This window comes from Janthinobacterium paucivorans, assembly GCF_051380805.1.
GTDB classification, from domain to species: Bacteria; Pseudomonadota; Gammaproteobacteria; order Burkholderiales; family Burkholderiaceae_D; genus Janthinobacterium; species Janthinobacterium lividum_D.
On record NZ_JBNYXR010000015.1, the window covers coordinates 29,282 to 42,585 of the forward strand.

General features: G+C 60.3%; 13 protein-coding genes. 10 read left to right on the plus strand and 3 right to left on the minus strand.

The window, feature by feature from the left end; translation table 11 throughout:
- Positions 1 to 95 precede the first annotated feature (95 nt).
- The 4 genes from secD (at position 96) to ACQ4V8_RS17175 (ending at position 3,890) form a co-directional block, all read left to right on the plus strand.
- Positions 96 to 1,961 carry a protein translocase subunit SecD gene (gene secD / locus ACQ4V8_RS17160; protein WP_010401884.1) on the plus strand — a complete coding sequence of 622 codons (1,866 nt, stop codon included), beginning with the start codon at positions 96 to 98 and terminating at the stop codon, positions 1,959 to 1,961.
- A gap of 91 nt (positions 1,962 to 2,052) precedes the next feature.
- Complete coding sequence (gene secF, locus ACQ4V8_RS17165; RefSeq protein ID WP_010401883.1) at positions 2,053 to 3,075, plus strand: protein translocase subunit SecF; 1,023 nt, start codon at positions 2,053 to 2,055, stop codon at positions 3,073 to 3,075.
- Between the two features lie 68 nt (positions 3,076 to 3,143).
- Positions 3,144 to 3,446 (plus strand): hypothetical protein, encoded by a 303-nt coding sequence (locus ACQ4V8_RS17170; protein WP_436571903.1) that lies wholly within the window; start codon positions 3,144 to 3,146, stop codon positions 3,444 to 3,446.
- Between the two features lie 270 nt (positions 3,447 to 3,716).
- On the plus strand, positions 3,717 to 3,890 hold the full coding sequence (locus ACQ4V8_RS17175; RefSeq protein ID WP_196855682.1) for a hypothetical protein: 174 nt from the start codon (positions 3,717 to 3,719) through the stop codon (positions 3,888 to 3,890).
- On the opposite strand, the gene ACQ4V8_RS17180 is transcribed toward ACQ4V8_RS17175, so the two are convergent.
- From ACQ4V8_RS17180 to ACQ4V8_RS17190, 3 genes are all read right to left on the minus strand, one after another.
- Positions 3,887 to 4,735 (minus strand): HDOD domain-containing protein, encoded by an 849-nt coding sequence (locus ACQ4V8_RS17180; RefSeq protein WP_010401881.1) that lies wholly within the window; start codon positions 4,733 to 4,735, stop codon positions 3,887 to 3,889. The two genes, ACQ4V8_RS17175 and ACQ4V8_RS17180, sit on opposite strands and share 4 nt — an antisense overlap.
- A gap of 152 nt (positions 4,736 to 4,887) precedes the next feature.
- Positions 4,888 to 5,172, minus strand: coding sequence for a hypothetical protein (locus ACQ4V8_RS17185; RefSeq protein ID WP_010401880.1), 285 nt, complete (start codon positions 5,170 to 5,172; stop codon positions 4,888 to 4,890).
- A gap of 45 nt (positions 5,173 to 5,217) precedes the next feature.
- The gene (locus tag ACQ4V8_RS17190; protein ID WP_029496724.1) at positions 5,218 to 5,652 is read right to left on the minus strand and encodes a MarR family winged helix-turn-helix transcriptional regulator; all 435 of its coding nucleotides are present in this window, start codon (positions 5,650 to 5,652) and stop codon (positions 5,218 to 5,220) included.
- A 131-nt stretch (positions 5,653 to 5,783) separates the two neighbouring features.
- Here ACQ4V8_RS17190 and ACQ4V8_RS17195 point away from each other — a divergent pair, with 131 nt between their 5' ends.
- The 6 genes from ACQ4V8_RS17195 to astB all read left to right on the plus strand — a co-directional run bounded on the left by ACQ4V8_RS17195 (position 5,784) and on the right by astB (position 13,169).
- Positions 5,784 to 6,728, plus strand: a complete 945-nt coding sequence (locus tag ACQ4V8_RS17195; protein WP_010401875.1) for a GlxA family transcriptional regulator — start codon at positions 5,784 to 5,786, stop codon at positions 6,726 to 6,728.
- A gap of 158 nt (positions 6,729 to 6,886) precedes the next feature.
- Positions 6,887 to 8,128, plus strand: coding sequence for an acetylornithine/succinylornithine family transaminase (astC, locus tag ACQ4V8_RS17200; protein ID WP_029496723.1), 1,242 nt, complete (start codon positions 6,887 to 6,889; stop codon positions 8,126 to 8,128).
- Between the two features lie 92 nt (positions 8,129 to 8,220).
- The gene (locus ACQ4V8_RS17205; RefSeq protein WP_010401872.1) at positions 8,221 to 9,252 is read left to right on the plus strand and encodes an arginine N-succinyltransferase; all 1,032 of its coding nucleotides are present in this window, start codon (positions 8,221 to 8,223) and stop codon (positions 9,250 to 9,252) included.
- A 13-nt stretch (positions 9,253 to 9,265) separates the two neighbouring features.
- Positions 9,266 to 10,321, plus strand: a complete 1,056-nt coding sequence (gene astA / locus ACQ4V8_RS17210; protein WP_010401871.1) for an arginine N-succinyltransferase — start codon at positions 9,266 to 9,268, stop codon at positions 10,319 to 10,321.
- Complete coding sequence (gene astD, locus ACQ4V8_RS17215; RefSeq protein WP_010401870.1) at positions 10,314 to 11,819, plus strand: succinylglutamate-semialdehyde dehydrogenase; 1,506 nt, start codon at positions 10,314 to 10,316, stop codon at positions 11,817 to 11,819. Before astA ends, astD begins: the two co-directional genes overlap by 8 nt.
- A gap of 9 nt (positions 11,820 to 11,828) precedes the next feature.
- A complete protein-coding gene (gene astB, locus ACQ4V8_RS17220) occupies positions 11,829 to 13,169 on the plus strand; it encodes an N-succinylarginine dihydrolase (protein WP_436571904.1) in 1,341 nt (446 codons plus the stop codon).
- Positions 13,170 to 13,304 lie beyond the last annotated feature (135 nt).

Here is a 13,304-nt window from a genome sequence, read left to right on the forward strand (position 1 = left end):
GTCGCTACGCATGTAGCGACTGACCGGGCGGCTACCCGCCGCCTATCGCGACGCCTCCGACGCCTCCGACGCTCAACACTGAACGCTGAATCACTATGAATCGCTATCCTGCCTGGAAATACATCATCATCGTCGTCGCCTTATTGCTGGGCGCACTCTATACGGCGCCCAATTATTTCGGTGAGTCACCGGCGCTGCAAGTAACCAGCGGCAAGTCGACTGTCAAAGTGACGGGCGAGCTGATGACGCAAGTCGAGCAAATTTTGACGAAAGAAAACGTCAAGTCGGAAGGTGTCACCATGGATGGCGCCGGCAACCTCGCCTCCGTGCGCGCGCGCTTCGCCGATCCCGATACCCAGTTCAAGGCAAAACTGGTGCTGGAAAAAGACCTGAATCCCGATGCCACCGATCCGGCCTACATCGTGACGGTCAATCTGCAAGCCAATACGCCAATGTGGATGCAAAAATTGCACGCCTTGCCCATGTTCCTGGGCCTCGATTTGCGTGGTGGCGTGCACTTCCTGATGCAGGTTGATGCGAAAGCAGTCCTGAACAAGAAAGTCCAGGGCGTCCAGTCCGCCGCGCGTAGCGTCTTGCGCGACAAAAATATCCGCCACGCCGGCATCGAGCGCGTGGGCGATAGCGTGCAGATCAACTTCCGCGATGCGGAAACGCGCGGGAAGGCAAAAAATGTCTTGTCCGACCAAATGTCGGAACTGGCATTCGCCGATGCCGGCGAAGGCAGCGACTTGAAACTGAACGTCAGTCTCAAGCCGGCGGCCCTGAAGGCGACCATCGACGAAGGCGTGAAACAAAATATCTCTACCTTGTCCAAGCGCGTCAATGAGCTGGGCGTGGCTGAGCCGCTGATCCAGCAACAAGGTCCGGACCGCATCGTGGTGCAACTGCCTGGCGTGCAGGACGTGGCCCGCGCGAAAGCCATCATCGGCCGCACAGCCACCCTGGAAGTGCGCCTGGTCGATGAAAGCATCGTGCCTGGCACGGAATTGTCGAGCGCAATTCCGTTCAACTCGGAATTGTTTACGGTTGGCAAGGGCGTGCCTGTCGTGCTGGCGAAAGACGTGATCCTGACGGGCGACTATATTTCCAGCGCCACGGCCAGCTTCGACCAGAACCAGCAGGCGGCCGTGTCGATCGACTTGAATGGCGACGGCGGGCGCAAGATGCGCGAAGCGACGCGCGAACGCGTGGGCAAGCGCATGGCTATCGTGCTGTTTGAAAAAGGCAAACCGGAAGTGCTGTCGGTGGCGACCATCCAGCAAGAACTCGGTTCGCGCTTCCAGATCACCGGCATGGGCGGCGCGGAAAACGCGAATGAACTGGCGCTGCTGCTGCGCTCGGGCGCTTTGTCGGCCCCGATGACCGTCATCGAAGAACGCACGATCGGACCGCAACTGGGCGCGGAAAACATCGCCAAGGGTTTCCACTCGACCTTGTATGGCTTCATCGCTATCGCCGTCTTCATGATCGCCTATTACATGCTGTTCGGCGCCTTCAGCGTGCTGGCCCTGGCCACCAACCTGCTGCTGCTGGTCGGCTTGCTGTCGATGATACAGGTGACCTTGACTTTGCCGGGTATCGCCGCTATCGCGCTGGCGCTGGGCATGGCGATTGACGCCAACGTATTGATTAATGAGCGTATCCGCGAAGAGCTGCGCGCCGGCAATACGCCGCAAGCGGCGATCTCTGCCGGTTTTGATCGCGCCTGGGCCACGATTCTCGACTCCAACGTGACCACCCTGATCGTCGGCCTGGCGCTGCTGGCCTTCGGCAGCGGCCCGGTGCGCGGCTTCGCTGTCGTGCATTGCCTGGGTATTCTGACCTCGATGTTCTCCTCCGTCTTCGTTTCGCGCGGCGTGGTCAACCTCTGGTATGGCCGCAAGAAAAAACTGACGACCTTGTCGATCGGCACGGTGTGGGTGCCGGGCATCAGCAAATAAGCCACGGCCCAGACTCACCCAATAGCGTCAACAGCGATAGCGTCCGGTGGCATGGCCAGCCGGATGCACAGAATAGAACTCAGAGGATTTCATGGAATTTTTCCGGATCAAAAAAGATATTCCCTTCATGCGCCATGCGTTGATTTTCAACGTGATTTCGGCGGTGACCTTCCTTGCCGCCGTCTTCTTCCTGGTGCACAAGGGCTTGCACCTGTCCGTTGAATTCAAGGGCGGCACCCTGATGGAGGTGAAATACCCGAAGGCGGCCAATCTTGAAGGCATACGCGGTACCCTCATCGCCATGGGCTATGAAGAGCCTGGCGTGACCAGCTTCGATACGGCGCGTGACGTGATGATACGCCTGCCGGTGGAAAAGGGCGTCAGCGCCGCCAACACCTCGCAGCGCGTGTTTGACGCCCTGTGCAAGGCCGAGCAAGGCACGAGCAAGGCGATCGACACCGTCACGGCCAAGGGTGAGCATGTGCTCAAGAGCGCGTGCATGGACGCCGCTGGCAGCGAGGCAGTCGTGTTGCAGAAAGTCGAATTCGTCGGTCCGCAAGTGGGCGAGGAACTGGCGCAGAACGGCTTGAACGCGCTGGTGGTGGTGATTATCGGTGTGATGATCTATCTGGCCATCCGTTTCGAGTGGAAATACGCGGTCTCGGCCATTATCGCCAACTTGCATGACGTGGTGATCATCCTGGGCTTCTTCGCCTTCTTCGAGTGGGAATTCTCGCTGACGGTGCTGGCGGCGATCCTGGCGGTGCTCGGTTACTCGGTCAACGAATCGGTGGTGATCTTTGACCGTATCCGCGAAAACTTCCGCAAGCAGCGCAAGGCTTCCGTGCATGAAGTGATCGACAGCGCGATCACCAGCACCATTTCGCGTACCATCATCACCCACGGCTCGACTCAGCTGATGGTGCTGTCGATGCTGGTCTTCGGCGGCCAGACCCTGCACCACTTTGCACTGGCGCTGACCATCGGTATCTGCTTCGGTATTTACTCGTCCGTGTTCGTCGCGGCCTCGATCGCCATGTGGCTGGGCGTCAAGCGCGAAGACTTGATCAAGCCGATCAAGGAAAAGGACGAAACCGACGGCGCCGTGGTTTAAGCGCAGTCGATTGCATGACGAATTCAAAAACGATCACCGCGGTGGTCGTTTTTTTTTAACCGATGGCGATGAAACGTTGGATAGTGATGGCCATCATGGCAGGCCTCAGTATGCTGGCCAGCGGCGCGCAGTTGCGCCGTGTGGCTAGCGATGCCATCACCCTGCGTGGTGCCATTGCCGAGGGCGACGTGGACCAGCTGCGCCAGCTGGTCACGCCAGGGATCAGCGTATTGCGCGTCAATAGCGACGGTGGTGATCCGCAGGCAGCCATGCTGCTGGGACGCTACCTGCGGCAACTGCAATGGGGTCTTGCCGTCCTCGGTGTTTCGGGAAGCACGATTGAGCGCGAGTCAGGAAAATGTGCGCGCTAAGTGTGCCAGCGCACGGAAGCGGCGCAGCGCAGCGCATAAGATAGGACTGTCTCTTTCAGGACATCCCTAGCTTTGGACTTTACCCGCTTACGAGCGGGTTCTTTTTTTCCGCTTTCGAGCGGTTTTTTTTCCGCTTTCGAGCGGGGTTTTTTTCCGCTTTGGAGCGGATTTTTTGGTTTCGAGCGATTTTTGTGCAGCGTTTGAAAAGTGGCTTGATAAATTGATCATCGCTGCACATATGCGGTGTCTCCCACTTTCAGCAGGTACGCCATGTTTATGCCTCGCCATCCAAAGCCCCTGTTGAGCACCCGGGCGGTCGCCACGCAAGTTGTCCAGCAAAAGCAGGCGAGCAAGGCCATGGACAAGCATGTGTTGATCGTGGACGAGGTCAAGCCGGCGCCAGCGTCGCCAGCGCCGCCAGTGATCAAGAAGCCTGCAGTTTAGTGCACCAGCACCTGTAGCAGCGACTGCACTTCTTCGTCCGACTCTTCCATGATGCTCGACAGGGTCGCATTAGCGCCGATCACGCAATCGATGCTGCCGGTGGTGCGGGCGGCCCGCACGGCAATGGCGGCCGGGCTTTCGTTGAGGGGCGAGGCCACCGGCGCCAGGTCATTGGCCAGCAGCAGCGTGTCGCCCAGCGATTCAGGCGGGATGGCGCGCAAGCCTTCCCACAGCGCACCGATGGCGCTCATCACCGCGTCCGGCACCTTCAGTTTGGTCAATACGCCATGACCGATGGCTTGTTCGCCATGTTCGATCCAGTCCTGCGGCTCGCCGTCGAGGATGCCGGGGAATTCGGCCGCGCGCGACAGCAGATAAAAGCCGCCCACCTCATGCATGATGCCGGCAAACAGGGCCGTATCCGGGTCTACCCTGGTGACGCGGCGCGCCAATACCTGCGACAGGGCCGCCACGTGGGCCGTATGTTCCCACAGTTGGTTGGCCTTCGCCTGCACGACGGGATCGGTGATGGTGCTGCCCAGTTGGCGCACGATCAGCGACGCCACCACCGATTGCAAGGTGCGCACGCCGAGCCGTTGCACGGCATTGCGCACACTGGTGATGTCGTTGCCGGAACGGTTGAATGCCGCCGAATTGGCGATGGCCACGGTGCGCGCGGCCAGCAGCGGGTCCGCTTGCACCAGCTTGGCAGCGGCCTCGATGTGGCAGTCGGGATCGGCCAGCGCCTGTTGCAGCTTGAGCGAAGCGTCCACATTGGCGGGAAAGGTCAGCTCGCCACGAGCGGCTTGTGCGGCGATGCTTTTAAAGGCGTCGAGTCTGTTCATTGAAAAAATTATACTCGTAATATTTCCGTACGGAACTTTTTAAGCGTGATCTTTTCGCAAACAAGCGAGTAAAAGGCAAGTAAAGCCTGGTCAACGGGGAAGGCCTGCCACTGTATCAGCGGCAGGCTTTTTTTTGATGCTAGGCAGCGTTATCAGTCAGCTTCGCTGAAGATCGCATCGCAGCCTTCAACGAGCTCGTCGCTGTCTTCCAGCTCATCCGTCAGTCCCAGGTCGAACAATTCCTCGACGGCGTTCATGAAGCTGTTGTGCTTGGTGGCGCCGATCAGGCGGTAGATTTCGCCATCTTCGTTGCGCACGCCGATGATCAGTTTTTCCTGGCGTACCAGTTCCGGCGTGCTGGCGTTGAGCAGCAGATTGCCGATGATGTGTTTATCGAAATGCGCGGTTTTTTTGCCGTCGAGCAGTGTGGTTTTCAAGTTAGTTTCCTTTGTCTTGTTTGAATGTCTGTGCTTGGTGAATTGTCAATTGTGGCCATTGGCAATGGCGTGTTTCAGTTCCGCCAGGGTGGTTTCCAAACGCATGAAATCGTCTTCGGTATAGCCGTCAAACAAGTGCTGGCCCCGCTTTGTCAGCTCGGGGAACACATCATGGAACACCTGTTCACCCTCGCAGCTCAAGCGCACGGAGTAGGAGCGCATATCTTTATTGCAACGCTCGCGCACTACCAGCCCCTTTTGCTCCAAGCGCTCCACCACGCCCGTTAAGGTGCCCTTGGTAATCAGGGTTTTCTGGCCCAGCTCCTTGTAGGGCATGCCGCAGGTGTTGCCGAGCGTGGCAATGATGTCGAACTGCGCATGCGTCAAGCCATACTGGCGCACGAAGTCGCTAGCAAACTTATCGAAGCCTTGCATGCATTCGGCCAGCAGCCGGAGACTCTTTAAATATCGTTCAGCCATGGGGTGTGATTATATCCTTCCATCGCGCTTTTTTCCGCCGCGTCAGGCCCTGCAGTTGCGTATGGGGCTCGATGGGGCTGAACTCCGGTATCATGTATGCAACTCAGCCCTTGCTCCTAGCCCGCCCGCCGATGTCTTTCGCTAACCTCTCTCGTATCGGCCTCGACAAACCGCTGCGCCTGCTGCTGATCCATGCCGGCGATGCCGAGTCGATTACCTGGGCGGGTCTGGTGCAGCCGCTGCGTCTGTGTGCGCGGGCGCTGGGGCCGGACGCCCTGCAACTGGAGGTGCGCACGCCCGAGCAGGTGGCCCAGCAAGGCGGCAACTGGCATATCGCGCTGCTGGTGGCCGATGAAACGGAGGCGCCGCTGCGCGCCGAGCTGTGCCGTGCCGTGATCGAGCGCTGCCGTTCGGCGCCATTTTGGGGCGGCGTGGGAGCGGCCGTGCTGTGGCTGGCCGACGCGGGCGTCATGGATGGCGTGCGCATCGCCTTGCCATGGGCCCTGTACGCCGATGCGGAAGCCAAGGCCGAGCGGGCCATCCTGACGCCGCATCTGTTCGATATCGATGGCCCCCACCTCACTTGCTGCGGCGGCGCCGCCAGCATCGATTTTTCGCTGACCCTGATCGAGACCGTGTTTGGCGCCGATGTGCAGGCGCTCGTCAAGGAAGCGTTGTGCGTGGACAAGGTGCGCGGCAAGGAAGAACGCCAGCGCGTGGCCTTGCAGGCGCGCTTTGGCCTGTTGCAGCCAAAGCTGTCCGAAGCCGTCACCCTGATGGAAGCCAATATTGAAGAGCCGCTGTCGACCGACGACATCGCCAGCCTGGCGGGATTGTCGCGGCGCCAGCTGGAACGGCTGTTCAAACAATACCTGGGCAGCCTGCCGTCGCGCTACTACCTGGAGCTGCGCCTGCAGCGTTCACGGCAGTTATTGCTCGATACGCATTATTCCATCGTGCAAGTTGGCCTGATGTGCGGCTTTTCCTCCGGTTCGCACTTTTCCACGGCGTTTGGCACCCTGTTTGGCCATACCCCGCGCGAAGAGCGGCAAAGAAAGCTTATGCCGCCAGCCTAGCCAGCCTGGCCAGCTCAGCTAGCGTAAAGGCAGCTGTGATGAATTGTGAAAATCCTTGTCGCAGATTCAAAAGAGTTTTAGCATCCCGCTTTTTATAATGCAGTACACACGTAGCTGTCGTAGCTGCGGAGTACCTAACATATTGATGGGGAAATGCTATGAATGCCAAGCTTGATTCGACCGTAACGGCTCGTCCAGTCACACGGGAAACCTTTGACCAGGTTCTCGTTCCTACTTATGCCCCTGCAGCCATGGTGCCCGTGCGCGGTGCGGGACTGGACCTGTGGGACCAGTCGGGCAAGCATTACCTCGATTTCACCTCGGGCATCGCCGTCAACAGCCTGGGCCACTGTCATCCGGTACTGGTCGACGTGCTGACCAAGCAAATCAATAATTTGTGGCATTTGGGCAATGGCTATACCAATGAACCGGTGATGCGCCTGGCACTGGCCCTGACGGAAGCGACTTTCGCCGACCGCGCCTTCTTTTGCAACTCGGGCGCGGAAGCTAACGAAGCGGCCCTGAAACTGGCGCGCAGGTACGCCCACACCAAGTTTGGCGCGCATAAGTCGCGCATCATTTCGTGCTTCAGCTCTTTCCACGGCCGCACCTTGTTTACGGTGTCCGTCGGCGGCCAGGCCAAGTACACGGAGGGCTTCGAGCCGTTGCCGCCATCGATCGACCATATCGCCTTCAACGATATCGAAGCGGCGCGTGCCGCCATCGGCGACGACGTGTGCGCTGTGATCGTCGAGCCGGTACAAGGCGAAGGCGGCGTGGTGCCGGGTAATCCGGAGTTCCTCAAGGAACTGCGCGCCCTGTGCGACAAGACCGGCGCCCTGCTTATTTTCGACGAAGTCCAGTGCGGCATGGGCCGTACCGGCGCGTTGTTCGCCTACATGGGCTATGGCGTCACGCCGGACATTCTGACGTCGGCCAAGGCCTTGGGCAACGGCTATCCGATCGGCGCCATGCTGACGACTAATGAATTGGCGAAAACCCTGGCCGTAGGCACCCATGGCACCACCTACGGCGGCAATCCGCTGGCTGCCAGCGTTGCCTTGAGCGTGCTCGAGACCATCAATACGCCAGCCTTCCTGGCGCGCGTCAAGGAAGCGAGCGTCAACACCATCGCCATGCTGCAAGGCTTGATGACGGATTATCCGCAAGTATTCTCTATAGTGCGCGGCAGCGGTTTGCTGCTGGGCCTGGTAGTTAGCGATGCCTACAAAGGCCGCGCGAAAGACATCCAGAAAGCGGCCGAAGCACAAGGCTTGATGGTGCTGATCGCCGGCATGGACGTGCTGCGCTTGGCGCCGGCCCTGATCGTCTCGGACGAGCAGATTGCCGAAGCTGGCCGCATGCTGCGCGCCGCCGTCGACAGCCTGCTGCAAGCCTAAGGCTAGTCTTACCGCCCACTATCCCCGGCCCGCCGCTTTGCTGCGGGCCGGCTTGGATCTACCCTGGTATTGTCTGGATTGAAGGAGTACCCATGTATGTTGTCCGTCCGGTAGAAATTGCGGATATTGCCGCCCTCGAGGCGCTGGCCGCAGTCACCATGCCGGGTGTCCATACCCTGCCGAAGACGCGCGAAAAAATCGCCGCCTCCGTCGAGCGCTCCATCGCCTCGTTTGCCGCCCATGTCGACATCCCCAGCGAAGAGTCGTATCTCTTCGTGCTTGAATCCCTGCTCGATAAGAGCATCTACGGCACGGCCGCCATCTTTGCCTCGGCCGGCTCGAACGGGACGTATTTTTCCTTTCGCAACGACGTCATCCAGCAAGTCTCGCGTGACTTAAATATCAGCCACAGCGTGCATGCGCTGACGCTGTGCTCGGAGTTGACGGCATATTCGCAGTTGTCCGGCTTCTACGTGCACAATATAGAGCAGGCCGGCCTGGAAGCGGCCTTGCTGTCGCGCGCGCGGCTGTTGTTCGCCGTACTGGCGCCGCACCGTTTCGGCGACCGTTTCTTCGTGCCGCTGGCCGGCATCACTGACGCCAACGGCCAGTCGCCGTTCTGGGATGCGCTGGGCCGCAAGTTCTTCCAGATGGATTTTCTCGATGCAGAAAAAGTCATCGGCGGTGCGCGCAATCGCACCCTGATCGTCGAACTGATGCCGCATTACCCGGTGTATGTGCCGCTCTTGCCAGGCGACGCGCAGGCGGCCATGGGCCAGATTCACCCGAGCGGCGAACTGACTTTCAATTTGCTGACGGAAGAAGGTTTCGAAGCGGACGACTACATCGATATCTTCGACGGTGGCCCCATTTTGCAGGCGCACAAGAATGCGCTGCGCTCGTTTACGGGCTCGCTCACACGCCGTGTCACCGCCGGCGTTACGCCGAGCCGCACCGGCCTGAAAGTGCATTACGCGGTCGCTTCGGGCGCGGAGCGCAACTTCCGCGCCGTTACCTTCACCTGCGATGCGCTCGAAGGGCAGGACAGCGTCGGCTTGCCGGCCGAGTTGCTTGAAACGCTGGCCGTGGCCGAAGGCGACAGCGTCATCTGCGTGCGCATCTAACCGAGAGAACACTATGCTAGTAGTACGCGCCATTAACGCTTCTGACCTGGACGCCCTTTACGGCTTGGCCAGTCAGGTCGGCACAGGCATGACCACCCTCAAGCCGGACATGAAAATGCTGGGCGACCGCCTGGCCATTGCCTGTGCCTCGTTCGCCGAAACCATCCCGCCCGAAAAACGCGACTACATGTTTGTCATGGAGGATACCGACACGGGCCGCCTGGCCGGCGTGTGCGCCATCAAGGGAGCCGTGGGACTGGAAGAGCCGTTCTATAACTACCGCATCGGCACCCTCGTGCATTCGAGCGCAGAGCTCGACGTGTTTACGCGCATGGAAACGCTGTACCTGTCGAATGACCTGACGGGCAGCACGGAACTGTGCTCGCTGTTTTTGCACCCTGATTACCGCAGTGGCAACAACGGCAAACTGCTGTCGAAAAGCCGCTTTCTTTTTATCGCGCAGTTCCCGCACCTGTTCACGGAAAAGCTGATCGCCGAAATGCGCGGCTACCAGGCGCCAGACGGCAGCTCGCCGTTCTACGAGGGACTCGGTCGCCACTTCTTCAAGATGGATTTCCATCACGTCGACGATTTGACCAGCCTGGGCAAGAAATCGTTCATCGCCGAGCTGATGCCGCGCCAGCCCATGTACGTGGCCTACCTGCCCGATGAGGCGCAGGAAGTGATCGGCAAGGTGCATCTGAGCACGGCGCCCGCGCGCCGCCTGCTGGAACAGGAAGGCTTGCACTTCGAAGGCTATGTCGATATTTTCGATGCCGGTCCCGTGCTGCAGGCGCGCGTCTCCGAGCTGCGCGCCATGCGTGACAGCATGTCGGCCGTGCTCGACGCTGAGCCTGCAACCGCCGCAGATAGCTGCGAGCTGGCGCAAGCCGAGCCTTATATGGTGTCGAACACCGACCTGAAAGATTTCCGCATGATCGTCGCCAACGTCAATCCGCACAGCGGAAAGATTGCGCTCGATGACGATGAATTGCACCTGCTGCGTTGCCATAACGGCGACACCGTGCGCACCTTATCACTCAACCCGAGGAAGCATCCCCATGTCTAAATCGTCCAGCCTTAACGTGTCTAATTCATCTATCGCAGCATCGAACTTCATCCATGGCGCCTGGCTGCCTGGCACCGGCAGGGAACTGTTGACCATCGATCCATCGAATGGCAAGCAGACCTGGGCCAGCCTGGAAGCGACGCCGAGCGAAGTCGAGCAAGCTTGCCAGGCCGCTCGCGCCGCCTTTGAGGCATGGGCCGCTACCCCCGTCGATGAACGCATCGCCATCTGCGTGCGCTTTCGCGAACTGTTGAAGGAGCATGCCGAAGCGCTGGCGCTGCTGATCTCGGAAGAAGTGGGCAAGCCCTTGTGGGAGTCGCGCACGGAAGTGGCCACCATGGCCAACAAGATCGATATCTCGGTGCAATCGTACAACGCGCGCACAGGCATCACGCAAAGCAAGATCGCCGACGGCGACGCCGTACTGCGGCACCGCCCGCATGGCGTGTTCGGCGTGTTCGGCCCGTATAACTTCCCCGGCCACTTGCCCAACGGCCACATCGTGCCAGCCCTGATTGCCGGTAACACCATCGTTTTCAAACCCAGCGAATACGCGCCGCGCACGGCCATCAAAACCGTGCAGCTATGGCAGCAGGCCGGCTTGCCGAACGGCGTGCTTAACCTCGTCAATGGCGGACGCGACACGGGCGTGGCCCTGGGTGCCAATGCGCACCTCGATGGCGTGCTGTTCACCGGTTCGTGCCAGACCGGCATCAGCCTGCACCGCCAGTTTGGCGGCCAGCCGGGCAAGATGCTGGCGCTGGAAATGGGCGGCAACAATGCCCTGGTGGTGTGGGATGTGAAGGATGTCGACGCCGCCGTGCACCACGCGATCTTTTCCGCCTTTGTCTCGGCCGGCCAGCGCTGCACCTGCGCGCGCCGCCTGGTGGTGCAAGACAATGCTGCCGGTGCTGCTTTTGTCGCGCGCCTGGTGGAAGTGGCGGCCAAGCTGGGCATCGGCGCATCCGACGCCCAGCCGCAGCCCTTCATGGGCCCTGTGGTGTCGAGCGCCGTGGCCACTCGCCTGGTGCAGGCGCAAGCCGATATGCTGGCCAAGGGCGGCACCAGCCTGCTGCAGATGCGCCAGTTGAACCCCGAAGCGGGCTTTGTGACGGCCGGCATCGTCGATGTCAGCAACGCTGTTGGCATTGCCGACGAAGAATGGTTCGGTCCACTGCTGCAAGTGATCCGCGTGGCCGATTTCGACGCGGCCCTGAAGGTTGCCAACGCCACCGAATTTGGTTTGGCTGCGGCCTTGCTGTCCGACGATCCTGCCCTGTGGCAAAGCTTCCAGGCACGCGCGCGCGCCGGCATCATCAACTGGAACCGTCCCACCACGGGCGCGGCCAGCACGGCGCCGTTCGGCGGCGTAGGCAAGTCGGGCAATCACCGTCCGAGCGCCTATTACGCGGCCGATTACTGCGCCTATCCTGTCGCCTCGATCGAAAACAGCACACTCGAAATGCCGGCCAAACTGTCGCCCGGCCTGAACTTTTAAGGATTAGCCATGCACAGCACGCGTGAATACAATTTTGACGGCCTGGTTGGCCCATCGCATAACTATGCCGGACTCTCGTTTGGCAACGTAGCCTCGTTCAGCAATGTGAAAAGCGCTTCGAATCCGAAGCAGGCGGCCTTGCAAGGCCTGGCCAAGATGCGGGCGCTGGCCGCGCGCGGCTTTGCGCAAGCCTTGTTGCCGCCACAGGATCGGCCCAATTTCCGCCTGCTGCGCTCCATCGGTTTCACTGGCACGGACGCTGAAGTGCTGGCGCGCGCTTACAAGGAGTCGCCCGTCATCCTGGCTTGCGCGTATTCCGCCTCACCCATGTGGACGGCAAATGCCGCCACGGTCAGCCCGTCGGCGGACACCCAGGACGGCCGCGTGCATTTCACGGCCGCCAATTTGAATAACAAGCTGCATCGCGCCTTTGAGCATGCGCAGTCCGCACGCAGCCTGCGCGCCATTTTCAGCGACGACAAGCACTTCGCCGTGCATGAAGCGCTGCCATCGACGCCCGCCTTTGGCGATGAGGGCGCGGCCAACCACACGCGATTGGGCGCCAGCCACGGCGCGCCGTCGGTTGAGTTGTTCGTGTATGGTCGGGTGGAGTTCGACTCTTCCGCACCGTCGCCGAAACGCTATCCGGCGCGCCAAACCCTGGAAGCGTCACAAGCCGTGGCGCGCCTGCATGGCCTCGATGCCAAGAGCACCGTCTACGTGCAGCAAAATCCAGACGTGATCGACCAGGGTGTGTTCCATAACGACGTCATCGCCGTCGGCAATGGTAATGTGCTGTTCTATCACGAGCAGGCGTTTGTCGATGAAGACGAGAGCCTGTCGCAGTTGCGCCGTGCCGTCGCCGCCACGGGCGCCGATTTGCAGGCGCTGCGCGTGGGCACGGGACAGGTACCGATTGCGGACGCCGTCAGCAGCTATCTGTTCAACAGCCAGTTGCTGACGAAAGAGGATGGCAAGATGGCGTTGGTGATTCCGCAGGAATGCCAGGAAAACCGCGCTGTGTCGCGCTACCTGGAAGACCTGGTGGTCAGCGGTGGCCCGGTCGATGAGCTGATTCATTTCGATCTGCGCCAGAGCATGCGCAACGGTGGCGGGCCAGCCTGTCTGCGTTTGCGTGTCGCCCTGACGGAGATCGAAGCGCGCGCCATGCATCAGGGAGTGATCATGACGGAAGCGCTGTACCATCGGCTGGTGCAATGGGTGGAGAAGCACTACCGCGACCATCTGGAGCCGAGCGACTTGGCTGACCCGCAGCTGGCGCTGGAAGTGCATGCGGCGCTTGAAGAATTGACGATCATCCTCAACTTACCTGGGTTGTACGACTTGTAGGCGATAGAAAAACACAGAAAAAATTCGAGACAAACTATCCGCAACACAGAATTGGACGGGCGCGCCCCGTCCCTTGACACCGCTGCCGCGCAGCCACGAGCCCGAACGACAGCGTTGGACATTCACATTACCGTA